Annotated in this window: 19 protein-coding genes; 11 read left to right on the forward strand and 8 right to left on the reverse strand. The window is 64.6% G+C overall.

Going from position 1 to position 22,132, the window contains the following annotated elements; all coding sequences use genetic code 11:
• Nucleotides 1-42: 42 nt before the first annotated feature.
• The 5 genes from BN1134_RS15640 (at nucleotide 43) to rnk (ending at nucleotide 4,953) form a co-directional block, all read left to right on the forward strand.
• On the forward strand, nucleotides 43-1,431 hold the full coding sequence (locus BN1134_RS15640) for an alkaline phosphatase (protein ID WP_042048341.1): 1,389 nt from the start codon (nucleotides 43-45) through the stop codon (nucleotides 1,429-1,431).
• 10 nt (nucleotides 1,432-1,441) lie between these two features.
• A complete protein-coding gene (locus BN1134_RS15645) occupies nucleotides 1,442-2,806 on the forward strand; it encodes an alkaline phosphatase (RefSeq protein ID WP_042048342.1) in 1,365 nt (454 codons plus the stop codon).
• 50 nt (nucleotides 2,807-2,856) lie between these two features.
• On the forward strand, nucleotides 2,857-3,531 hold the full coding sequence (locus tag BN1134_RS15650; protein WP_042048343.1) for a hypothetical protein: 675 nt from the start codon (nucleotides 2,857-2,859) through the stop codon (nucleotides 3,529-3,531).
• A 63-nt stretch (nucleotides 3,532-3,594) separates the two neighbouring features.
• Nucleotides 3,595-4,320 (forward strand): substrate-binding periplasmic protein, encoded by a 726-nt coding sequence (locus BN1134_RS15655; RefSeq protein ID WP_042048344.1) that lies wholly within the window; start codon nucleotides 3,595-3,597, stop codon nucleotides 4,318-4,320.
• A 225-nt stretch (nucleotides 4,321-4,545) separates the two neighbouring features.
• A complete protein-coding gene (gene rnk, locus BN1134_RS15660; protein WP_042048345.1) occupies nucleotides 4,546-4,953 on the forward strand; it encodes a nucleoside diphosphate kinase regulator in 408 nt (135 codons plus the stop codon).
• A gap of 43 nt (nucleotides 4,954-4,996) precedes the next feature.
• Here the strand turns inward: rnk and BN1134_RS15665 are convergent, their stop codons facing one another.
• Nucleotides 4,997-6,151, reverse strand: coding sequence for a GGDEF domain-containing protein (locus BN1134_RS15665; protein WP_042048346.1), 1,155 nt, complete (start codon nucleotides 6,149-6,151; stop codon nucleotides 4,997-4,999).
• Between the two features lie 368 nt (nucleotides 6,152-6,519).
• Between BN1134_RS15665 and BN1134_RS15670 the strand changes: the two genes are divergently transcribed.
• From BN1134_RS15670 to BN1134_RS15680, 3 genes are all read left to right on the forward strand, one after another.
• On the forward strand, nucleotides 6,520-7,299 hold the full coding sequence (locus BN1134_RS15670; protein ID WP_042048348.1) for a transporter substrate-binding domain-containing protein: 780 nt from the start codon (nucleotides 6,520-6,522) through the stop codon (nucleotides 7,297-7,299).
• 63 nt (nucleotides 7,300-7,362) lie between these two features.
• Entirely contained in the window at nucleotides 7,363-8,337 is a 975-nt protein-coding gene (locus BN1134_RS15675; protein WP_302354912.1) for an amino acid ABC transporter permease, read from the forward strand.
• Nucleotides 8,321-9,064 carry an amino acid ABC transporter ATP-binding protein gene (locus BN1134_RS15680; RefSeq protein ID WP_042048349.1) on the forward strand — a complete coding sequence of 248 codons (744 nt, stop codon included), beginning with the start codon at nucleotides 8,321-8,323 and terminating at the stop codon, nucleotides 9,062-9,064. Before BN1134_RS15675 ends, BN1134_RS15680 begins: the two co-directional genes overlap by 17 nt.
• Before the next feature lie 54 nt (nucleotides 9,065-9,118).
• Here BN1134_RS15680 and BN1134_RS15685 read toward each other — a convergent pair whose 3' ends face one another.
• The 6 genes from BN1134_RS15685 to ydiJ form a co-directional block, all read right to left on the reverse strand.
• Nucleotides 9,119-10,519: a basic amino acid/polyamine antiporter gene (locus tag BN1134_RS15685; RefSeq protein ID WP_042048350.1), complete on the reverse strand. Its 1,401-nt coding sequence runs from the start codon at nucleotides 10,517-10,519 to the stop codon at nucleotides 9,119-9,121.
• Nucleotides 10,512-11,429: a homocysteine S-methyltransferase family protein gene (locus BN1134_RS15690; RefSeq protein ID WP_042048351.1), complete on the reverse strand. Its 918-nt coding sequence runs from the start codon at nucleotides 11,427-11,429 to the stop codon at nucleotides 10,512-10,514. The genes BN1134_RS15685 and BN1134_RS15690 overlap by 8 nt, the downstream gene beginning before the upstream one ends.
• A gap of 180 nt (nucleotides 11,430-11,609) precedes the next feature.
• On the reverse strand, nucleotides 11,610-13,490 hold the full coding sequence (locus BN1134_RS15695) for a DEAD/DEAH box helicase (protein ID WP_042048352.1): 1,881 nt from the start codon (nucleotides 13,488-13,490) through the stop codon (nucleotides 11,610-11,612).
• 182 nt (nucleotides 13,491-13,672) lie between these two features.
• Nucleotides 13,673-14,101: a hotdog fold thioesterase gene (locus BN1134_RS15700; RefSeq protein WP_042048353.1), complete on the reverse strand. Its 429-nt coding sequence runs from the start codon at nucleotides 14,099-14,101 to the stop codon at nucleotides 13,673-13,675.
• Nucleotides 14,102-14,135: 34 nt separating this feature from the next.
• Nucleotides 14,136-14,621, reverse strand: a complete 486-nt coding sequence (locus BN1134_RS15705; RefSeq protein WP_415857807.1) for a hypothetical protein — start codon at nucleotides 14,619-14,621, stop codon at nucleotides 14,136-14,138.
• On the reverse strand, nucleotides 14,618-17,665 hold the full coding sequence (gene ydiJ / locus BN1134_RS15710) for a D-2-hydroxyglutarate dehydrogenase YdiJ (protein ID WP_042048356.1): 3,048 nt from the start codon (nucleotides 17,663-17,665) through the stop codon (nucleotides 14,618-14,620). Before ydiJ ends, BN1134_RS15705 begins: the two co-directional genes overlap by 4 nt.
• A gap of 230 nt (nucleotides 17,666-17,895) precedes the next feature.
• Here ydiJ and BN1134_RS15715 point away from each other — a divergent pair, with 230 nt between their 5' ends.
• The 3 genes from BN1134_RS15715 (at nucleotide 17,896) to BN1134_RS15725 (ending at nucleotide 21,093) form a co-directional block, all read left to right on the forward strand.
• The gene (locus tag BN1134_RS15715; protein ID WP_042048357.1) at nucleotides 17,896-18,810 is read left to right on the forward strand and encodes a cation diffusion facilitator family transporter; all 915 of its coding nucleotides are present in this window, start codon (nucleotides 17,896-17,898) and stop codon (nucleotides 18,808-18,810) included.
• A gap of 139 nt (nucleotides 18,811-18,949) precedes the next feature.
• A complete protein-coding gene (locus tag BN1134_RS15720; protein ID WP_042048359.1) occupies nucleotides 18,950-20,056 on the forward strand; it encodes an alkene reductase in 1,107 nt (368 codons plus the stop codon).
• 50 nt (nucleotides 20,057-20,106) lie between these two features.
• Nucleotides 20,107-21,093: an alcohol dehydrogenase catalytic domain-containing protein gene (locus BN1134_RS15725; protein WP_042048361.1), complete on the forward strand. Its 987-nt coding sequence runs from the start codon at nucleotides 20,107-20,109 to the stop codon at nucleotides 21,091-21,093.
• Nucleotides 21,094-21,142: 49 nt separating this feature from the next.
• Here the strand turns inward: BN1134_RS15725 and BN1134_RS15730 are convergent, their stop codons facing one another.
• Entirely contained in the window at nucleotides 21,143-22,039 is an 897-nt protein-coding gene (locus BN1134_RS15730) for a LysR substrate-binding domain-containing protein (RefSeq protein ID WP_042048362.1), read from the reverse strand.
• Nucleotides 22,040-22,132: the final 93 nt, after the last annotated feature.

Below are 22,132 nucleotides of genomic sequence, written 5' to 3' on the forward strand. Positions count from 1 at the left end.
TCCCTCTACCCTGCCGGCAGTCTTAACAAAGGAGTGACGACAATGAAGAAAATGGCCGGACTGGCCTTGCTGATCGGCGCCGCCCTGGCGAGCGGCTGCAACTCCAGCAACGATTCCGACAACCGCACTGACACTACCCCGAAGAACGTGATATTCTTTCTCGGCGACGGCATGGGGATCACCACCCTCACCGCCTCACGCATCTACAGCGTGGGGGAAGAAGGCTCACTCACCCTCGATTCCCTGCCCGAGAGCGCCTTCATCAAGACCTTCTCCCACGATGCCCAGGTGACCGACTCGGCCCCCTCCATGTCGGCCTACATGACCGGGGTCAAGAGCAACAACGGCGTCATCGCGATGGATGGCGACGCCACCCAGCAAGATGACTGCACCCAGAGCGCCGGCAAGGGGGTCACTACCCTGCTCGAGCTAGCCAAGCAAGCCGGGCGCGCCACCGGTGTGGTCACCACCACCCGGGTGACCCACGCCACCCCCGCCGCCACCTATGCCCATCTCTGTAACCGGGATCTGGAAAACGACATCGCCGCCCAGCTGGTGCCAGGCGGCGCCGGCTATAACGCCGCGCTCAAGGATGGGGTCGACGTGGTGCTGGGGGGCGGCAGCCGCCACTTCCTGCCGGAATCGGAGCAGGGCAAACGCCGCGACGGACGCAACCTCATCACTGAGATGCAGGCCCAAGGCTATCAGTACGTCAGCAACGAGAGCGAACTCAAGGCCGCCAGTGGGGATAAAAAGCTGCTCGGCCTGTTTGGCAGCAGCCACATGAACTACGAGCTGGATCGCCAGAGCGGCGAGCCCTCGCTGGCCGAGATGACCGTGAGCGCCCTCTCCCACCTCACGTCAAACCCGAAGGGCTACTTCCTGATGGTGGAAGGGGGACGCATCGATCACGCCCTGCACGACACCAATGCCAAGCGGGCGCTGGTCGACACGATCGCCTTCGACGACGCCATCAAGGCCGCGCTGGACGAGGTGAAAAAGAGCGATCCCGAGCTCAAGCACACCCTCATCGTGGTCACGGCCGATCACGACCACACCCTGGTGCTCAACGGTTATGCCAAGCGCACCGGCAAGACCCGCGCCGATAACCCCGGCGTGCTGGGCTTGGTGAAGAGCTACAGCGACGGCACCCCCACCCTCGACAAGCAGGGTAACCCCTACACCATCATCGGCTTTGGTAATGGCCATAACCGGGTCGAAGGGCCGCGCCAGAGCCTGGATGAGGCCACCGTCAGCGCCGACGACTACGCCCAGGAGGCGGCGGTGCGCATCAGCGACGTGGCCGGCAGTGAAACCCATGGCGGCACCGATGTGTTCCTCGGCGCCATTGGCCTTGGGGCCGAGGGCTTTCACGGCTCTATGGACAACACCGCCGTCTTCACCACCGTCAAGCGCGCAGCCGGACTGTAAGGAGCATCAGATGAACAAGCACACCATCGCCGCCGCACTCGGTCTGGCCCTCGCCTCGAGCGCCACCCTGGCCGCCGACGCCAAGAACGTCATCCTCTTCATCGGAGATGGCATGGGCCCCACCGTGCTCACCGCCACCCGCCTCTACAAGGTGGGGGAAGAGGGGGATCTCGAGATGATGAAGCTGCCTTACGCGGCGCGCATCAAGACCTTCTCCCACGATGCCCAGACCACCGACTCCGCCCCCTCCATGGCCGCCTATACCACGGGGGTCAAGATGAACAACGAGGTGATCGGCATGAGCAGCGACACCGTCGCGGTCGCGCCGGGCAAAGATGCCAACGGCAACAAGAGCATCAACTACTGCGCCAGCGACAACGGTACCCCGGTGCCGACCCTGCTCGAGCTGGCCAAGGCGGCCGGTAAATCGGTCGGCGCCGTCACCACCACCGAGCTGACCCACGCCACCCCGGCCGCCACCTATGCCCACATCTGTCACCGCGACGCGGCCTATGCCATCGCCGAACAGGCCGTCCCGGGCGGGGCGGGCTTTAACAGCGCGCTCAAGGAGGGAGTCGACGTGCTGCTGGGGGGCGGCGCCAACCACTGGACCCCCTACAGCGCCGACAACCCGAAGGGGCGCGCCGACGGCCGCGATCTGACCAAGGAACTGCAAGATCAGGGCTATCACTACGTCACCGACAAGAGTGCGCTGGCCGGCGTGGCCAGCGGCCGGGTACTGGGCCTGTTTAGCCAGACCTCGCACCTGGACTATGACCTAGACCGTCAGGCTGAGGGGGCCGCGGCCACCCAGCCTTCGCTCTCTGAGATGACCGCCAAGGCCATCGATCTGCTCGCGCCCAACGATCAGGGCTATTTCCTGATGGTGGAAGGGGGGCGTATCGACCACGCCCTGCACGGCACCAACGCCAAGCGCGCGCTGGCCGACGCGGTGGCCCTTGATGAGGCGGTCAAGACGGCGCTGGGCAAGGTCGATCTCAACGAAACCCTGGTGGTGGTCACCGCCGACCACGACCACACCATGACCCTCAACGGTTACGCCGCCAAGGGCAACAAGGTGCTGGATCTGGTCAAGGACAAGGAGGGCAACCCGGCCCTCGACGCCGACGGCAACCCCTACACTGCCCTGGTGTTCGGCAACGGGCCGAACCGCCCCGACCACCGCACCGCGCTCACCAGCGAGCAGGTCAGCGCCGATGACTACCAGCAAGAGACCGGGGTGGAGCTCTCCTCCGAGACCCATGGCGGCGGCGATGTGATGCTCTTTGCCGATGGCCCCGGCAGCCGCGCCTTCAAGGGCACCTTCGACAACACCCAGGTGTTTGGCAAGATCAAGGCCGCCCTCGGCCTGTAACCGCGCGAGGGGCGCACCAGCGCCCCTCCATATTTTCGTAAAGAGGCATCATGATTCGACTCCCCCTCACCGCCTTGCTGCTGGCAAGCCCGCTGATTTGGGCCAATCCGCAGCCCGATCAGGCGGCCCAGATCACCTATGAGACCCGCACGACCACCCCGGATGGCATCGTCAAGGAGAGCCGCTGGCAGGAGCGCTGGCTGCGCGTCGGCGACACCCTGTGGAGCGAGCGGCTCATCCCCCTGCCCCTGGCCCGCGCCTTTCATGCCCGCCATGACCGCCAGCGCGGCCACAAGCACTTCACCCATCAGATGGCGGCCCGCTGGGTCGAGCCGGATGCACAGGGCAAGCCCTACCTGCGCTACGCCGATCGCTGGCACAAACAGGTGGTGGAGGTGCCCGCCGCCGAATATGGCATGGTGGGCTTTCAACCCGACTGGGCGAAGCTGCGCCAGTTGTTCGACCCGGCCCACCTCGCCCGCATGCAGCCGCTCGACACGCCGGCTCCCGAGGGGGCGCGCTGGTACCAGGAAGAGAGGGACAACGAACGCACCCGAGTGCTGTGGTCACAGGCGCGGCAACTGGCGCTGGTGGTGGAGTCGGGCAGTCGCGATGGCTGGCGCCACTATCGCATGACGGTCACCCCCAAGGCCCTGCCCACCGCCCTCCCCTGGCTGAGCCTGGATGGCTTCCAAGAACTCGATATTCGTGACTTCTTCGACTGAAACAGCCCGGCGAGTCCGGCGGCTAAGTGATAAACTGCCGACATCATTATCGAGTCGGTCACTATGCGCCTGCTGCTTCTGCTCTGCCTGTTGCACACCTCCTTGGCCCACGCCATCACGCTGCTGGCCGCCGAGGTGCCCCCCTTTGTGATCCGCCCCCAGCAGGGGGCGCCGACCGGCATGGCCATTGAAGTCATGGAAGAGGCCGCCCGCCGCCTGCACGAGCCACTGACCATCGAGCTGCTCCCCTTTCCCCGCGCCCTCAGCCAGATCCATCATCGCCCCGATGCCCTGCTGCTGCCGCCGGCCTGGAGCCAGGTACGCGCCGAGCGCCTGAGCTGGGTGGCCCCTCTCATTGAGGAGTCCTTTGTGCTGCTCACCGATCGGCGCTACCACCCCGAGCCGTTGACCCTCAAGGAGCTGGATCGGCAGGAGGTACTGATCGGCACCCTGCGCGACTCGTTCAGCCACGAATGGCTAAATAGCCGCCGTGATCTGCGCCTCGAACTGGCCCACGACGAGCGACTCAATGCCCAGAAGCTGGCCCGCGGGCGTATTCAAGGCTGGGCGGCCTCATGGAATACCGCGCGCTACCAGCAGCAGCAAAATGGGCTGCCGCTGGAGCGACTGGTGCGTGGCGAGGAGCTGGCGCGCACCCACCTCTATCTTGCCGCCGCCCCCGATTTCCCCACCGCCCTGGCGGCCCGCTGGCAGCAGGTGATCGCCCAGATGCGCCAGGATGGCTCGCTCGCCCGGATCCTGGCCCAGTACGACTACCAGGCCCCCTGAGCGGTGCGCCGATCGCCAATTGCCAAAGTGCGCCAATCTGGTTATGGTATCCCCATGAACAGCATCATGTTTTGCCTCTCCAGGCCCACACCCTTCTAAGCCCCCGACGCAGCCCGCCGTGACGCGCTGGTGTCCGGGGGCTTTCAGCCATCTTTTCTTGCCAGGCACGCCCCACCGGACGGAGGGGCGTGGTTATCACCATTAAAACCGATAAGGAATGCCGAGATGAAACAGCCCAATCTGGTGATCTCTTCCCTCGATCTCGATCGCCTCGAGCGCCTGCTTGAGACACTGCCGACCCAGCAGGCCCTCAATCACCCGCTGCAAACCGAGCTGGATCGCGCCGACGTGATCGAGCCGGAGCAGATGCCCGCCGATGTGGTCACCATGAACTCCACCGTACGCTTTCGCCTGATTGCCAGCGGTGAGGAGCACAGCCTGACCCTGGTCTATCCGAAGGATGTGAAGGGCGAGAGCAGCCGCATCTCGGTACTGGCTCCGGTCGGCAGCGCCCTGCTCGGCCTCAAGGTGGGGGATAACATCAGTTGGCCCGGCCCTTCCGGCCAGCTGATTGAGGTCGAGATCCTCGAAGTGGTCTATCAGCCGGAGCGGGCCGGCGAGCTGCACCGCTAAGGTGTCAGCGGCGTGGGGCTTGGCGTGCCCCATGCCAGCCCCGCTACCGGGCGGTCGGCATCACGGCAGTCTCAAACAGCGTGATCCGATTCTTGCCCTCTCGTTTGGCCCGATAGAGGGCCTGATCCGCTCGTTGCAACGCCTGTGACAAGGCTTCACCCGGTGCCATCCAGTCCATCCCGACGCTCACCGTGATGCTCACCCCGTCCACCTCAATGGCGGCAATATCGTGCCGCAATCGCTCGCAGCCATTGCGAGCCGTCGCCTCGTCCGCCCAGCGCGCCAGCACCACGAACTCTTCACCACCGAAGCGGCCTGCCACCAGATCGCTGCGCTCATTCAGATAGCGCCCCACCTTCTGAAGCACTCGATCTCCCAGCTCATGGCCATGCCTGTCGTTGAGCTGTTTAAAGTCGTCCAGATCCAGCATCAGCAGTGCCACCCGCTCCTGCCCCAGCCAGCGCCCCAGCATGTGGTGCAGACCGCGCCGGTTGAACACCCCGGTCAGTGGATCGCGGGTGGCCAGCTCGCGCAGCGCCAGGGTGCGATGGCGGGTACACAGCAGCAGCACCCCGATGGAACTCAAATACCCGCCCATCAACATGGTGACATAGGGCAGCACATTGACCAGCTGCCGCCGGAAGGGGGAGCCCACCTCCTCGATACCGAGCAGGGCCAGCCGTAACGAGATGAGGATGATGAGCAGCGCGAAGAGGCAGATCATCATGGTGACCGCCAGTCGATAGTCGCGCCAGCCGTCGCGCACCAACTGCCAGATCGTGAGCAGCGAGAGGAAGATAAAGGCAAGGCTACTGATGGCGATGCGGTACTCCACGTTCAAGTTGACCGCAAAAGCCCACCCCATCATGGCGGCAAACAGCAGCACCCCGCTCCACCACACCAGCCAGCGTACCGGGCGCAGGAAAAAGCAGCGCACCCCGGCCAGCGTCAGGGCGACATGGGTAATGAGAAAGACGTTGCCCGCCCACAACCCCGCCGTGAAGGGGGCGAGGATCTGCATCACGAAACCGCTCTGGCCGATCACCGCCAGCAGTCCCGAGGCCCACCACAGCCGGGTGCCGGGAATGTCCCTGTGTGCCAGCCAGGTGAGCGTGAGGGTCAGAAAGCCAAGGCTGTAGCCAAACAGGGCCATCAGCATCAGGGTGTAGATATCGAGACGAAGGAGCAGCGCTTCCATGATTCGAGGCGGGCGATGAAGAGGTCGGTGCAGTATAAAAGAAGCCTTTCGCGCTGGCTCCTGACAAATCACCCGATGGGCAACATTTTTTCAACACGAATCCTCTGACAGAAAGGCTTGCACCGGGCGATAAGGATAGATATGTTGCATCGACGAGATATTATTTCTGCAACAGTCGCAAAATATCGAAACAGTTTATTGATTTGACTAGATTTAATCGAATCTGACGAAATTTTGCTCTGCGCTGAAATATTCTCGGTATGGCTTTGCCATCCATGTCTTGCCTGTTGCCGGATGCAGCAGATGTCCCCGCGTGGATATGCGGGCACAGGTTCAAGGCCGAACACAACCCAGACAGAGACGTCACCATGATAAGAACGCTGATCCTTTCCTTTATGCTGTTTTGCGGGCTGGCCCAGGCTGGCACCGTCGATGACATCCTCAAGCGCGGCACCCTGCGCGTTGGCTTTGACGCCGGCTATCAACCCTTCGAGATGACCAACAAGCAGGGCCAGTACATCGGCTTTGACGTGGATCTCGCCAAAATGGTCGCCAAGGAGATGGGCGTCAAGGTGGAGTTCGTCAACACCGCCTGGGACGGCATCATCCCCGCCCTGCTCACCGACAAGTTCGACGTCATCATGGGTGGCATGACCGTCACCCCCCAGCGCAACCTGCGCGTCAACTTTGCCGATCCCTACATTGTGGTCGGGCAGACCATTGTCCTGCGCAAGGATCTGGCCGGCACCATCACCTCGTTCCAGGATCTCAACGATCCCAAGTACAAGATCGCGGTCAAGCTCGGTACCACCGGCGAGCAGGCGGTCAAGCGTCTCATCCCCAAGGCTCAGGTATTCCAGTTCGAGACCCAGGATGACGCCAAGCTGGAGGTGATCAACGGCAAGGTCGACGCCTTCGTCTATGACCTGCCCTACAACGCCGTGTTCGCCTCCCAGAACACCGGCGCCGTGGTGCACCTCGACAAGCCCTTCACCTTCGAGCCGCTGGCCTGGGCCGTGCGCAAGGGGGATGCGGACTTCATCAACTGGCTGAACAACTACCTGCGCCAGATCAAGGGGGACGGCAGCTATGACCGCCTCTACAAGAAGTGGTTTGAATCCACCGACTGGCTCAAGCAGCTCAAGTGATCCTGAGGGCGGCTTCGCCGCCCTCACTTTTTTCCGGCGTTGCACACGAATCGAGAGGTAGTCATGGTGCGAACCCCCAACCCCGTGCGTCAGATGGAGAAACGGCCCAACCCCCTGCTGTGGCATGGCGTCTTCGCGCTGCTGTTGCTGCTGGCGGGCTACGCCATCTATCAGGCCGTGCAGGCGGTCAACTACACCTGGCGCTGGGAGCGCATCCCGCAATACATCGTCTATCAAGACGAGCAAAAGAGCATGGCCGAGTTCGACGGCACCGTGGTGGCCGACCAAGGTACCCTGTGGCTGCAAGACGATCTGGACCCCACTCACCGCCAGAAGGTGGCGGCCCAGGGCGCCCTGGTGGCCGAAGGGGATACGGTGTTTCGTGGCGATGCCATCGACAGCCGCAAGGCATGGACCGCCGGCCCCATCGCCCTCGGCGTCTGGGTGACGGTCAAGCTCTCCTTCTGCGCCGGGATCCTGGCCATCCTGCTCGGCACCCTGGCGGGGCTGGCACGCCTCTCCCCCAACCCGGCCCTGCGCAACCTGTCTATCACTTATGTCGAGATCATCCGCGGCACTCCGCTGCTGGTGCAGATCTTCATCGTCTACTTCTTCATCGGCACTGTGCTCAACCTCGATCGTTTCACCGCCGGGGTGGCGGCGCTCGCCGTCTTCACCGGCGCCTACGTGGCCGAGATCGTGCGCGCCGGGGTCAGCTCAATCCACAAGGGGCAGATGGAGGCGGGCCGCAGTCTCGGCATGACCTCGGCCCAGACCATGCGCTACGTGATCCTGCCCCAGGCCTTCAAGCGGGTGCTGCCGCCGCTCGCCGGCCAGTTCATCAACCTGATCAAGGACTCCTCTTTGGTGTCGGTCATCTCGATCACCGATCTGACCAAGGCCGGCCGCGAGGTGGTGAGTTCCACCTTCAGCCCGTTCGAGGTGTGGTTCACCGTGGCCCTGCTCTACCTGGTGCTCACCGGCACCCTCTCCTTCCTGGTCCGCCGTCTCGAGGTGAAATATGCGAAAAGCAACTGATCCCATCATCCGCGCCGCAGCGGTCGAGAAGTTCTACGGCAGCGAGGTGCACGCCCTAAAGAACGTCACCACCCAGGTGGCCGAGGGGGAAGTGGTGGTGATCGTGGGGCCTAGCGGCTCGGGCAAGTCGACCTTCCTGCGCACCCTCAACCAGCTCGAGACCATCAACGACGGCAGCATAGTGGTCGACGGCATCAGCCTGACCGAGCCGGGGAACGTCAACAAGCTGCGCGAAGAGGTGGGCATGGTGTTCCAGTCCTTCAACCTCTTCCCGCACCTGACGGTGCTCGACAACATCTGCCTGGCGCCGCAGAAGGTGCGCGGGCTCACACGCCGGGAGGCCGAAGACAGGGCCAAGGCGCTGCTGCTCAAGGTGGGGCTCTCCAACAAGGCACAGAGCTACCCTTCCCAGCTCTCCGGCGGTCAGCAGCAGCGGGTGGCGATCGCCCGGGCGCTCGCCATGCAGCCACGCATCATGCTGTTTGACGAGCCGACCAGCGCCCTCGATCCCGAGATGGTGGGTGAGGTGCTGGAGGTGATGAAGGAGTTGGCCCGCGAGGGGATGACCATGGTGGTGGTCACCCACGAGATGGGCTTTGCCCGCGAGGTGGCCGATCGGGTGCTGTTCATGGAAAACGGCGAGCTGCTGGTCGATGAGAACCCCGCCAGCTTCTTCGACGCCCCTCCCTCGGAGCGGTTGCAGCGTTTCCTAAGCCAGGTGCTCTGAGCCTCGCCGCTGACGACAAGAAGGGGAGCCTGTGGCTCCCCTTCGCTTTTTCACTCAGCTCCACTGCTGGCCGAAGCTCCACAGCGCCGGCAGTAGCGCCACCAAGGCCAGCCCCGCCAGCCACCGCTCGCGGCCGCTGAGGCTCAGCCCCAGCTTGCGCCGGGTGTGCAAAAACAGCAGCAGACCCGGCCCGTAGAGCAGCAGCGAGAGCAGCAGATACTCAAGCCCCGCCGCGTAGAGCAGCCACAGGCCGTAACCGGTGGCGATCACCGCCGCCAGGCGCGCCTTGCGATCCCCCTCCCCGCTCAGGGTGAGCTTGAGCAGGAAGGCGCCGATGAGGAAGTAAGGCACCAGGATCATGGAGGTGGAGATCAGCAACAGGTTGGTGTACCCCTTGCCGAGCAGCCACACCAGCAGCAGGCAGCCCTGCACCGTCAGGCTGGTGAGCCAGAGCGAGGCAATCGGGGTGCCGTGCCGGTTCTGGCGCGTGAACAGCGCCGGGAAGGCGCCGCGCTGGGCGGCGCTGTAGGGCACCTCGGCCGAGAACAGGGTCCAGCTCACGTAAGAGGCCAGCACCGAGACGATGAGGCCGAGGCTGATGAGCGCCTTACCCCAGGAGCCAGTCATGTGGGCCATCAGCCCCGCCATGGAGGGGTTGGGCAGGGCCGCCAGCTCAGGGCGATTGAGGATCCCAAGCGCCAGCACCGACACCAGCACATAGAGGGTGAGCGCCAGCACCACGCCAAGCACGGTGGCCCGCCCCACGTCCCGTTTGTTGCGCGCCCGCGCCGAGAGCACCGCCGCCCCCTCGATACCGGTGAAGACCCAGAGGGTGATGAGCATGGTGTTGCGCACCTGCTCGGAGACCGGCTGCTGCAAACTCTCACCGCCCGGCTCGGCATGAAACACGACCGGGTCGAACCAGTAGCAGGCAAAGGCGACAAACAGCAGCAGCGGCAGGCTCTTGGCCAGGGTCGCCACCAGGTTGAACAGGGCGGCCTGCTGCACCCCGCGCGCCACCAGAAGGTGTACCGCCCAGAGGATGCAGGATTCACCGAGGAAGGCCCAGCCGGTGTTCCCCTCGCCAAACCAGACTCGCTCCGGGGTGTCGGTAAATCCCCCGATGGCGGCAAAGGCCACCACCAGATAGCCGACCACCCCTATGGTGGCGCACAGCCAGTAGCCCCAGGCGCTGAAGAAGCCGACCAGATCGCCAAACCCCTCGCGGGCATAGCTGTAGATCCCCCCGTCGAGCGCCGGGCGCAGCCGCGCCAGATAGAGAAAACAGGCCGCCAGCGCCAAAATGCCGATCCCGGTCACCAGCCAGCCGATGAGCACCGCCTCAGCGCCGGCCACCGCCGCCATGTTCTGGGGCAGGCTGAACACCCCTGCCCCCACCATGGAGCTAAACACCAGGGCCGTGAGTGACCAGAGCCCGATCTTCTTCTCACTCATCGGCCACCCCCGCAAAGTGCGCGCTTAACGCGGCGATGTGCTCGGGGCCGATGCCGCAGCAACCGCCGATGAGGCGAGCCCCGGCCGCCTTCCAGCGCTCGGCCCAGACCAAGTAATCCGCCGGCCCCAGATCGGCGCGCACCTCGTCCAGCCCGTCGTTGGCGGTGGCCTCCTTGGGCTGGGGCGGGAAGGCGTTGGCGTAAGCCCCGAGGCGCACATCGCGCCGCTCCAGCATAGCCAGGGTGGCCACCGCCTCGGCCAGTGCGGCCTCGATCACCTCCGGCTGGCAGCAGTTAAAGAGGATGGCGTCAGCCCCCGCCTCGACCAGGGCGCGCACCGCCGCGCTCACCGGCTCGCCGGAGCGCAGCCGTGGCTCGCTGCCGGGCACGTCATCTTCCAGGGTGAACGAGACCCACAGCGGCTTGCCATCGTCGGGCAACAGGGCCCGGTAGGCGAGCGGCTCGGCAATCAGGCTCATGGTCTCGGCCAGCCAGATGTCGACATGGGGGGCCAGTGCCCGCACCAACGGCGTCGCCAAAGCGGCCACCTGCTCGGGGCGGTAGAGATCGGCGCGATAAGAGCCAAACAAGGGCGGCAAGGAGCCCGCCACCCGAACGCCGGGATGGCGATCCGCGACCTGACGCGCCAGGGTGGCGCTGAGGCGGGTCAACGCCTCCCCTTCACTGGCAAAGCGCGCCTGGCCGATATGAAACGGCACTAGGGCATAGCTGTTGGTGGTGATCACCTCGGCACCGCTGTGAATGAATGCCTCGTGCACCTCGCTGACGGTGTGCGGCGCCTCCATCAGCGCCAGCGCCGACCATTCCGGCTGACGAAAGGGGGCCCCGCGCCGGGCCAGCTCGCGGCCCATACCACCATCCAGAATCACCACCCCTTCTCTGTTTTCCATTCGACTCTCCAGCCTGTTAATAAAGATATCAAGACACCCAAACATCTATCCATTTGGACGTCTAAACATCTTTTACAGCAGAGCAGAAAGCGATGCAATCCCCTTCGCAGCGGAAACCGCAGAAATAAAAAAGGGCCGATCTTGCGATCGGCCCTTCTATTTGACTCTATTCAGACGCTATCAGCTGTTGTGCTCGCGGCGCTTGTTACCAAACTTGCGGCCCTTGTCGAACCCACCTTCACGATTGCCTTCGCGGCGATCCTTGTTGAAAGGACGACGCTCCTTGTTGAAGGGGCGATCGCGGAACTGACGCGGCGCGGCGCTGCGGGTCCCTTCCGGCACTTCGGTGTAGGGGGTGATCATCAGCGGACGCTGGCAGACACGCGCCTTCTTGATCACTTCCATCACTTCGGCGCTCATGCCCTTGGGCAGATCGACAGTGGAGAAATCATCGGCGATCTCGATGTTGCCGATGAAGCGGCTTTCGAGGTTGGCTTCGTTGGCGATAGCGCCGACGATCTGGCCCGGCTTGACGCCGTGATGGGCACCCACGTCAACGCGGAAGCGCTCCATCTTCACGTCAGGATTGTCTTTGAGCGGACGCGGCTCCAGACCCGGCATGCGACGGGCCGGACGATCACCGCGATCGCCACGGTTGAAATCACGGTCACCGAAGTCACGCGGTTCACGGCGCTCGAACTCGCGGGGAGGCTGGGAGAGCAGCGGATCCGGCTTGGACTCGTCGAGCAGCAGCGGCTGATCACCTTGCACCAGCTTGGCCAGGGCAGCGGCCAGCTCGATCGGGTCGACGGACTCTTCCTGTACCAGCTCGTTGACCAGTTCGTAATAGGTCTCGAGCTCCTCACCCATCATGGTTTCGCGGATGCGCTCCTTGAACTTGGTCAGGCGGTGCTGGTTGATGTCGGCCATGGTCGGCATCTTCATCGGCTCGATGCTCTGACGCGTTGCGTGCTCGATGGAACGCAGCATGCGGCGCTCGCGCGGGGCCACGAACAGGATAGCCTCACCCTTGCGACCGGCACGGCCGGTACGGCCGATACGGTGCACGTAGGACTCGGTGTCGTACGGAATGTCGTAGTTCACCACGTGGGTGATACGCTCGACGTCCAGACCACGGGCCACCACGTCGGTAGCGATCAGGATGTCCAGCTGGCCTTGGCGCAGCTTCTCGACGGTACGCTCACGCAGCTTCTGCGGGATGTCGCCGTGCAGCGCTTCACAGGCATGGCCACGAGCAGCCAGCTTGCCGGCCAGCTCTTCGGCCGCATTCTTGGTGCGCACGAACACCAGCAGGGCTTCGTAGGATTCCACTTCCAGCAGACGGGTCATGGCTTCCAGCTTATGGGAGCCAGTCACCTGCCAGTAGCGCTGACGGATGGTGGTCGCGGTCGCGGTCTTGGAGGCGATCTTGATCTCTTTGGGCTGCTTCAGGTGCTTCTGAGCCACACGACGGATCTGCTCCGGCATGGTGGCGGAGAAGAGGGCCACCTGACGGCCAGCCGGGCACTGCTCCATGATCCAGTCGACGTCGTCGATGAAGCCCATGCGCAGCATCTCGTCCGCCTCGTCCAGCACCAGGGCACGCAGACCGGAGAGATCCAGGCTCTTGCGGCGGATAAGGTCCATGACGCGGCCCGGAGTACCGACGACCACCTGGGCACCGCGACGCAGGGCGCGGATCTGGGTGTCATAGGAGGAGCCACCGTAGATGGGCAGCACCTGGAAATCGGTCATGTGGCTGGCGTAGCGTTGGCACGCCTCGGAAACCTGAATGGCCAGTTCACGGGTCGGCGCCAGCACCAGGATCTGGGTGGAGCGGCTGCCTGCCTCAAGGCGGGAGAGCAGCGGCAGCGCAAAGGCCGCCGTCTTGCCGGTACCAGTCTGCGCCTGCCCCAGCAGATCATGGCCCGCCAACAGTGGCGGAATGGCGGCGGCCTGGATGGGGGACGGGCGCTCGTAGCCCACGTCGTGCAGCGCCTTCAAAATGGGCGCGGCCAATCCAAGCTCGTCAAAAAGGGGCAGATGTTCGGTATCAGACATAGATTCTTCCAGGTATTTAGGCAGGCGGTTCACACCGCGGAACAGCAAAAAGGCGGCGATTATAGCGCCACTTTGCCCTGCTGTCTTGAAAAATGTGATTCGTCTCTCAAACAGCCTGCCAAGTATATGCCTGCCCACCCGCCCTGGCATGCACTATCTGCGCAATTGTGATCGCTTCGCCCTCAGGACCGCTTGTGGCGCAGCACCGCCATGGTGATCCGGCTGGTGCAGATGAGTCGCTCACGCTCGTCGTTGATCTCAATCTGCCACACCTGGGTGGTGGCCCCCAGATGCACCGGACGCGCTACCCCGGTCACCTTCCCTTCCCGCTTGGCGCGGATATGGTTGGCATTGATGTCAAGGCCGACGCAGTAGTGCTCCTCATCCACCGCCATGTTGGCGGCAATCGAGCCCAGGGTCTCGGCCAGCACCACAGAGGCCCCGCCATGCAACATGCCAAACGGCTGATGGGTACGGCTGTCGACCGGCATGGTGGCCGCAATCCAGTCATCGCCAAAGGCGCTGTAGTGAATATCAAGGTGTGCCATGAGGGTGTTGCGGGAGCTGGCCTCCAGCCCCTCCAGGCTCATCGCTTTTTTCCAGATGGACATGAGCGCTCTCTTTTGAAGGTATCAGGCGGCCACGCTACCACGGGTATGTGACGCCGGGCCACTCGGCCCACGGCGTGTCGCGACCGGGAAAGCGCACCGACGTCCAGTTCCAGCGCCGCCTAAGCCAGCGCCGGATAACCTCGCTAAACGTCGACGCCGCCACTGGCGAATCGGCGCACAACCAGAAGAAGACCTCGACCTGGACGCCGGGCAGCAGCGAGGGATAAAGGTACAGGCCGCCGATCAGCGCCTGCTCCTGCTCCTCCCACACCGTGTAAGCAAACGAGCGGTGGGCGCGAAGCTCCGACACCTGCCACGCCAGATCGGCCTCGTGCTGGGCTAGCGAGAAGTGCGCCGATGGCCAGGGGTCATCGGCGCGAAACAGCTGGTGCAGTTGCTCCCGCTCACGCAGCAGCGCCACGTACTCGCGCACCGCCTGCGCCTCGTCACAGGCCCGCAGCACAAACCCGGCGTGGGCGTAGTGCTGGGGAACCTGAAAACGGGCGGTCTTGAGCATCACACTCGCTCGAGCAGGGCCTGCAACGGGTGCTTGAGCTGCTCCCCCTCCATGTGGTTGACCTGGCTGCGGCAGGAGTAACCGGTGACCAGGCAGCGATCCGTCGGCAGCCGCGACAGGGGCTCGGCCCAGCTCAGCGAGTAAATACCGCGCGAATTTTCGAGGTTGCGGGCATCGTGGCCATAGGTGCCGGCCATGCCGCAGCAACCGACTGAGACCGGCTCGAGGCGGGCGCCAAAGCGCTCAAACACCTTCTTCCAATCACCGGTGCTGGTCGGCAGCGCCGTCTTCTCGGTGCAGTGGCCAAACAGATACCAAGGCGCCTCGTCACGCTCGCGCGCCTCGGGCAGCTCGGCTTGCAACAGCCACTCCTGCACCTGCAACACCTTGAAGTCGCCCCGCGCCTCGCCCAGCGCCTTGACGTACTCGTCGCGATAGCAGAGCACCATGGCCGGATCGGCTCCGATGAGCGGCACCCCGAGCCGGGCAATCTGATTGAGGAACTGGGCCGTGGTGGCAGCGGTGCGGGCAAAGCCGCGCAGGAACCCCTTGACGTGCTGCGGCTTGCCGTTGGGCTTGAACGGCAGCAGGTAGGGTTGGTAACCAAGCCGCTCACACAGACGCACCAGATCGCGCACCACCGGCGCGTCGTAGTAGCTGGTGAAGGGATCTTGCACGATCAGCACCACCTTGGCGCGCTGCTCGGCGCTCATGCGCTCTAGGCTCGGCAGGTCGAAATAGCGGGCGCGGCTCTCTTTGAGCTCCTCGGCCAGGGTCGGCACCGACAGCAGCGGCAGGTGCACCAGACCGACCGTCTTCTCGGTCGCCTTTTGCAGCCACTCCTTTTCCAGGAAGAAGTTCACCATGCGCGGCGCCTTGGCCAGCCAAGGGGTGTAGCCCTCCGAGGTGCCGATGATGTAATCCTTGGGGCTGCGCAGGTAGCGGCTGTGATAGAGCTGCATGAAGCGGGAGCGGAAGGTGGGCACATCCACCTTGATCGGACACTGGCTGGTGCACGCCTTGCAAGCAAGACACCCCTCCATCGCCTCCATCACCTCGTGGGAGAAGTCGTACTGGCCCCGCGAGCGGGCCCAGGTGTTGCGCACCTTGTCGACGATCTGCTTAAAGCGCACCCCGCCGGTTTGCAGCGCCACCTCCTCGGCCAGCGGATCGAAGCCTTGCAGGGCGAGCTGACGCAGCCACTCACGCATCAGGCCGGCACGCCCCTTGGGAGAGTGGCGGCGATCGCGGCTGATCTTGACCGAGGGGCACATGGGCGAGTCGGTCTCGAAGGTAAAGCACAGGCCGTTGCCGTTGCAGTCGAGCGCTTGGGTGTAGCTGGTGCGCACCGCCAGCGGGATCTGGCGGTCATACTTGCCGCGCTTGGGGCCGTCCACCGACACCAGCTCGGCATCGCTGCCATAGGGCATGCAGATCTTGCCGGGGTTGAGGCGGTTATCCGGGTCGAACGCCCCCTTGACCCGCTGCAACTCCTCCCAGAGATCGCCGAAGAAGGCCGGGCTGTATTCCGAGCGGAACCCCTTGCCGTGCTCGCCCCACATCAGGCCGCCGTACTTGGCGGTCAGTGCCACCACCTTGTCGGAGATGCGCCGCAGCATCACCTCCTGCTCGGGATCGCACAAGTCCAGCGCCGGGCGCACGTGCAAGACACCCGCATCCACGTGGCCGAACATGCCGTAGTCGAGCCCATGCTCATCGAGCAGGGCGCGAAACTCCATGATGAAATCGGCCAACGACTCCGGCGGCACGGCGGTGTCTTCGGTGAAGGCCACCGGTTTTTTGCGTCCGGCGGCGTTGCCAAGCAGCCCCACCGATTTTTTACGCATGGCGTAAACGGTCTCGATGCTCGGCAGGTGGTCACACACCTGATAGCCGATGATGCCGGCCTCGCCACGGGCCATCAGCTCGTCGATACGCCGGCACAGCTCGGTCACCTTGGCCTGGTGCTCGGCCTCGTCCAGATCGGCGAACTCGACGATGTTTAGCCCGTCCATCCGCTTGCCCGGCACCTCCTCGATGAGGCTGCGCACCGAGTGCCAGATGATGTCGGCCTTGGCCAGATTGAGCACCTTGGAGTCCACCGTCTCGACCGACAGTGCCTGGGCCTGCACCATAAAGGGGGCATTTCGCAGCGCAGACGGGAAGCTGTCGTACTTGACGTTGACCAGGGTGCGATAGCGCGGGATCGCCGTGATGTTGAGGCGCGCCTCGACGATGAAGCCGAGGGACCCTTCCGAGCCACACAGCACCCGGCTCACGTCGAGGGCATCCTCGGCCGGCTCGTAGAGGTGCTTGAGATCATAACCGGTCAGGAAGCGGTTGAGCTTGGGGAAGGTGGCCTCGATGTCGGCGCGGCGCTCCTTGCCGATGCGGTAAAGGGCGCGATAGATCTCCCCTTCGCGATTCTCGAGCGCCAGCTTGTCAGCCAGTCGCTCCCCTTTGAGCGGCTCGGTGGCGATGATCTCGCCATTTTCCAGCACCGTCTTGAGCCCCAGCACGTGATCCGAGGTCTTGCCGTAGACCAAGGAGCCCTGCCCCGAGGCGTCGGTATTGACCATGCCGCCGATGGTGGCGCGGTTGGAGGTGGAGAGATCCGGTGAGAAGAAAAAGCCATGGGGCTTGAGGGCCGCATTGAGCTGATCCTTGATGACGCCGGCTTGCACCCGCACCCAGCCCTGCTCCGGGTTAATTTCCAGCACCCGGTTCATATGGCGCGACAGATCGACGATAATGCCGGCGCTCAGGGACTGGCCGTTGGTGCCGGTGCCGCCGCCTCTGGGGGAGAAGGTCAGCTCGCGATAGCGCGGCTCCTGCCCCAACGAGAGCATCAGACTGATGTCGTCGGCATCCCTGGGGAAGATCACCGCCTGAGGAGTAACCTGATAGACGCTGTTGTCCGTCGCCATGGCGAGCCGGCCCGCATATGACTTGTCAACGTCACCCCGAAACCCCTTCTCAATGAGGGCATCTAAAAATGCCAGAGTCAGGGGTGACACACTGCCTTGGTAATCGAGTCTCGGGATCATGAATCCTTGTTCCCTACTGGTTTTGATACCTGCTGATGACAGGCAATTTAGCCGGCGCTCCGGCGACCACAATGCCGGGCGGTGCGTCCTGCGCCCGCCTTGGCATTCGCTCACGTCTTTTTGTACGTTGGCCGGCAGTATATCAGCCCTTGCTCAGTCGGGATCAAGCCCGTCGCGCCACTTGCCGCTGCGACGTAAACCGTTTGTTCAACTATCGATGGAGGATTGTTATGGCTTTATTTAGCCATGTTATCAGTACAGAGAAACAGGCCCTCACCCTCTCTCTGTTCGGCTGTATCACCTTTGCCTGCTTCGGCGTCGGTTATGGCCTGTTTGTCGGCTCCCACGCCATCTTACTCGACGGCGTTTTTACTCTCTTTAGCATGGGCATGACCGGCCTTGGCCTGGTGACCGCCTACCTGGTAACCCGCCCCGATGACGCCCGCTTCCAATACGGCTACGCCCACTTCGAGCCCATCGCCAACGTCATCAACGGCACCCTGATCCTGCTGCTCTGTCTGGCGGCCCTCTATGGCGGCCTCACCACCCTCAATGCCGGTGGGCGCGAGATAGACCTCGACCACGCCCTGCTCTACGCCGCCGTCTCCACCTTCTTCTGCGCCGCCCTCTACCGCCTCGAGGCGCAGGCCGCCGAGCGGCTCGACTCCGAGCTGGTGCGGGTCGATGCCAAGGAGTGGCAGGTCGACACCATACTGAGCGCCACCCTGCTGCTGGGCTTTGTCATCGCCATGGGGCTCGAGCAGGCCGGCTATGGCCGCTACAACCGCTACATCGATCCGGTGCTGGTCTCGGTACTGGCCCTGTGCGCCACCCTGATCCCCATCAAGGTGCTGGGGCGCAACCTGCGCGAAGTGCTCAAGATCGCCCCCAAGGGGGAAGTGCAGCAGAAAGTGCAGGCCGAAGTCGAGGCCCTGCGCCAGCGCTACGGGGTCGAGTGCTACAGCCACCTGGCCAAGAGCGGCCGCCGCTTCGAGCTTGAGCTCAACATCCTGGTGCCCCACGGGCAGGAGTGGCCCGTCGCCCGTCAAGATGCCCTGCGCCAGGAGCTGTGGGGGCGCCTTGGCGATACCCTGGGCGAAACCTGGCTCTCGGTCTGCTTCACCCGCGAAGCCCGCTGGCTCTGAGGGATTATTGTCATAATCGCAGCACTCTTCTGGGATTAACCCTCTTTTAGGCAAGGCCATAGCGGCCTACTATGACGCCATCGACAGCGACGCCTGTCCTGGCGTCATACCGTCCGCTTCCCTACTTAACGAGGTTTCCATGTCCCACGATCCCCTTTTCTGCCCCCTGCGCCTCGGCCAGCTCTCCTTGCAAAACCGCATCGTCATGCCGCCCATGACCCGCTCGCGCGCCGCCCAGCCCGGTGACGTGGCCACCGACCTGATGGCCACCTATTACGCCCAGCGTGCCGGTGCCGGCCTCATCGTCAGCGAAGGCACCCAGATCTCCCCCACCGCCAAGGGTTATGCCTGGACCCCCGGCATCTACAGCCCCGAGCAGGTGGCCGGCTGGCGCAAGGTGACCGACGCGGTGCATGCCAAGGGCGGCGCCATCTTCGCCCAGCTCTGGCACGTCGGACGCGTGACCCACCCGGACAACATCGGCGGCGCCCAGCCGGTCAGCGCCTCGGCCCTGCGCGCCGAAGGGGTGCGGGTGTTTGTCGACAAGGACAACACCCCGGGCTTTGTCGAGACCGTCACCCCGCGCGCCCTCTCGGTAGCGGAGATCGCCGAGGTGGTAAACGAGTACCGCCAGGCGGCCCGCAACGCCATCGAAGCCGGCTTTGACGGCATCGAGCTGCACGGCGCCAACGGCTACCTCATCAACCAGTTCCTCGATTCCGAGTCCAATGCCCGCACCGACCAGTACGGCGGATCGCTCCAAAACCGCCTGCGCTTCCTGCGCGAAGTGGTCGAGGCCGTCGGCGGCGAGATCGGCATGGAGCGAGTTGGTGTGCGCTTGGCGCCCCTCACCACCCTCAATGGCACGGTCGATGCCGATCCGGAGCAGACCTACACCGCTGCCGCCCGCCTGCTCGGCGAGCTGGGCGTGGTCTACCTGCACATCGCCGAAGCCGACTGGGACGATGCCCCTGTGATGCGCGGTGAGTTCAAGCAGGCTCTGCGCGAGGTCTATCCGGGCACCCTCATCTATGCCGGCAAGTACGATGCCGCCCGCGCCCGCACCGCCATCGCCGAGGGCTGGGCCGACATGGTCGCCTTTGGCCGCCCCTTCGTGGCCAACCCGGATCTGCCCGAGCGGATCCGCCACGATCTCCCTTGGGCGCCCCACGATCCGGCCACCCTGTTTGGCGGCGACGCCAAGGGGCTGACCGACTACCCTAAGGCCGACGGCTCGGCCGCCTGAGTGTGACGCAAGGCCCGCCCCATGGCGGGCCTGTTTGCAAGGAGAACAAGATGAACGCGATAAAAAGCCAGGGCTGGTGCTGGCAGGCAGCGGGTGAACCCGATGCCCTCATCCTAAGCGATCTCACCCTGCCGGTCCCCGGCCCCGGTGAGGTGGTGGTGGAGAACCGGGTCATCGCCATCAACCCGGTCGACTGGAAGCTGCTCGAATGGGGCCACCCCGACTGGCAGCCGGGACAAGTGCCCGGCGTCGATGGCATGGGGGTAATCGTGGCCTTGGGCGAAGGGGTGCATCACCTGCGCCTCGGCAGCCGGGTCGCCTACCACACGGATCTGCGCCGCCACGGCAGCTTCGCCCGCCACACCTGTGTGCCGGCGCGCGCCCTGCTGGCGGTGCCAGAGGCGCTCTCTGACGAGGCGGCCGCCGCCTTCCCCTGCCCCGGTCTCACCGCCTGGCAGGCGCTGGCCAAGCTGCCCGACCTGCATGGGGAGGCCGTGCTGCTCACCGGCGCCGCCAGCAATGTGGGGCGCTACGCCGTCTCGCTGGCACTGGCCCGCGGCGCCCGCGTGTTTGCCTCGGCCGACGCCCGCCACCACGACGCCCTGCGCCGGCTCGGGGTGCAGGTGGCCGACTATCACGACACCGATTGGCTGGCCACCCTGCGCACCGCCAACGGCGGTGAGCCGTTTCACGCCATCATCGATCTGGTCTCAAGCGCCCAGGCCGGTGAGCTGTGCCACGCCCTCGGCTATTACGGCCATCTGGTGGCGGTGCTGGGACGGGTGGAGCAGAGCCCCCTGCCCCCCTTCACCCGCTGCATCTCGCTGCATGAGATCGCCCTCGGCGCCCAGCACGCCCACGGCTCCGCGCGGCAGTGGCAGCAGCTGGTGCAGGCCGGGGAGTCGATGCTCACCGCCATGGTGAGCGGCGCCATGCCGACCGCCCCGCTGGCCGTGCGCGATTTCGCCGCCCTGCCGGCCGCGTTGGCCGAGGCCAAGCGGCAAGGGGGCGGACGCAAGTTCCTGCTTCGGGTGTAACCCAGGCACATAAGCAAAGGCCCCGCACTGCGGGGCCTTTTGACGAGAACTAGAGCATGCCGATGGCCAGGTGGGACTTGAGAAAGTCGAGCCAGGCGCGCAGCCGTGGATCGCGCTGGGCATCGGAGTAGAAGACGGCATTGATCGGGCGCGAGGCACCGCTGTTGGAGCGGGCCAGCACCTCGACCAGGGCGCCGCTCTCCCGATCCGGCCCGGTCATGAAGTCCGACAGGCAGACCAGCCCCTCCCCGGCCAGGGCCAGCTGACGCAGGGTCTCGCCGCTGCTGGCACGCAGGGAGGGGGTCACCGGCAGGCGATCCCCTTCGCGCGAGAGCAGCGGCCAGTGATTGAGGTGATCGGGGCTAATAAAGCCCAACAGCACGTGGCCCGCCAGATCCTCCGGGGTGCGCGGCGTGCCGTGGCGCTTGAGATAATCGGGGGCGGCCAAAATGCGCAGGCGCGAGCGGCCAAGCGGCATGGCGCGCAGGGAGGAGTCCCCCAGCTCGCCGATGCGGATCGCCACGTCGACCCGCCGCTCCATCAGGTTGATGAACCCCTCCGAGCTGTTGAGTTGCAGCTCGATGGCGGGGTAGCGTTCGCGAAAGCGCCCCAGTATCGGCACCAGCTGATGCAGGATGAAGGGGGTGGCGGCATCGATCCGCAAGATCCCCTCAGGCTGCTCGCGGCGCATCAGCAGCGTCCCCTCCGCCTCGGCCATCTCGGTCAGGATCTTCACCGCCCGCTGATAGAACCACTCCCCCTCCTCGGTCAGGCTGAGGCTGCGGGTGGTGCGGGTAAGCAGCACGGTGGCGAGCTTCTGCTCGAGACGCTTGACCCCGCGGCTCACCACCGAGTTGTCGAGGCCGAGGTTCTCGGCGGCCTGGCGAAAGCTGCCCGCCTCCACCACCGCCACAAACAGGGCCAGCTCGTCGGAATGGGTCTTCATGATTGCTGCCTTTGATACAAGAGTGTCTGCGCTTTATAGCGTTACATGCAGGATGATGGCAAGCGCCGGCCATACAAAGAGGGGAGCCCTGGC

Origin of the sequence: Aeromonas simiae, assembly GCF_000820125.1 — a bacterium.
Taxonomy (GTDB): domain Bacteria; phylum Pseudomonadota; class Gammaproteobacteria; order Enterobacterales; family Aeromonadaceae; genus Aeromonas; species Aeromonas simiae.

Coding starts and splice junctions, on each gene's coding strand:
- BN1134_RS15640 (WP_042048341.1), top strand. CDS start 43: ATGAAGAAAATGGCCGGACTGGCCTTGCTGATCGGCGCCGCCCTGGCG.
- BN1134_RS15645 (WP_042048342.1), top strand. CDS start 1,442: ATGAACAAGCACACCATCGCCGCCGCACTCGGTCTGGCCCTCGCCTCG.
- BN1134_RS15650 (WP_042048343.1), top strand. CDS start 2,857: ATGATTCGACTCCCCCTCACCGCCTTGCTGCTGGCAAGCCCGCTGATT.
- BN1134_RS15655 (WP_042048344.1), top strand. CDS start 3,595: ATGCGCCTGCTGCTTCTGCTCTGCCTGTTGCACACCTCCTTGGCCCAC.
- rnk (WP_042048345.1), top strand. CDS start 4,546: ATGAAACAGCCCAATCTGGTGATCTCTTCCCTCGATCTCGATCGCCTC.
- BN1134_RS15665 (WP_042048346.1), bottom strand. CDS start 6,151: ATGGAAGCGCTGCTCCTTCGTCTCGATATCTACACCCTGATGCTGATG.
- BN1134_RS15670 (WP_042048348.1), top strand. CDS start 6,520: ATGATAAGAACGCTGATCCTTTCCTTTATGCTGTTTTGCGGGCTGGCC.
- BN1134_RS15675 (WP_302354912.1), top strand. CDS start 7,363: ATGGTGCGAACCCCCAACCCCGTGCGTCAGATGGAGAAACGGCCCAAC.
- BN1134_RS15680 (WP_042048349.1), top strand. CDS start 8,321: ATGCGAAAAGCAACTGATCCCATCATCCGCGCCGCAGCGGTCGAGAAG.
- BN1134_RS15685 (WP_042048350.1), bottom strand. CDS start 10,519: ATGAGTGAGAAGAAGATCGGGCTCTGGTCACTCACGGCCCTGGTGTTT.
- BN1134_RS15690 (WP_042048351.1), bottom strand. CDS start 11,429: ATGGAAAACAGAGAAGGGGTGGTGATTCTGGATGGTGGTATGGGCCGC.
- BN1134_RS15695 (WP_042048352.1), bottom strand. CDS start 13,490: ATGTCTGATACCGAACATCTGCCCCTTTTTGACGAGCTTGGATTGGCC.
- BN1134_RS15700 (WP_042048353.1), bottom strand. CDS start 14,101: ATGTCCATCTGGAAAAAAGCGATGAGCCTGGAGGGGCTGGAGGCCAGC.
- ydiJ (WP_042048356.1), bottom strand. CDS start 17,665: ATGATCCCGAGACTCGATTACCAAGGCAGTGTGTCACCCCTGACTCTG.
- BN1134_RS15715 (WP_042048357.1), top strand. CDS start 17,896: ATGGCTTTATTTAGCCATGTTATCAGTACAGAGAAACAGGCCCTCACC.
- BN1134_RS15720 (WP_042048359.1), top strand. CDS start 18,950: ATGTCCCACGATCCCCTTTTCTGCCCCCTGCGCCTCGGCCAGCTCTCC.
- BN1134_RS15725 (WP_042048361.1), top strand. CDS start 20,107: ATGAACGCGATAAAAAGCCAGGGCTGGTGCTGGCAGGCAGCGGGTGAA.
- BN1134_RS15730 (WP_042048362.1), bottom strand. CDS start 22,039: ATGAAGACCCATTCCGACGAGCTGGCCCTGTTTGTGGCGGTGGTGGAG.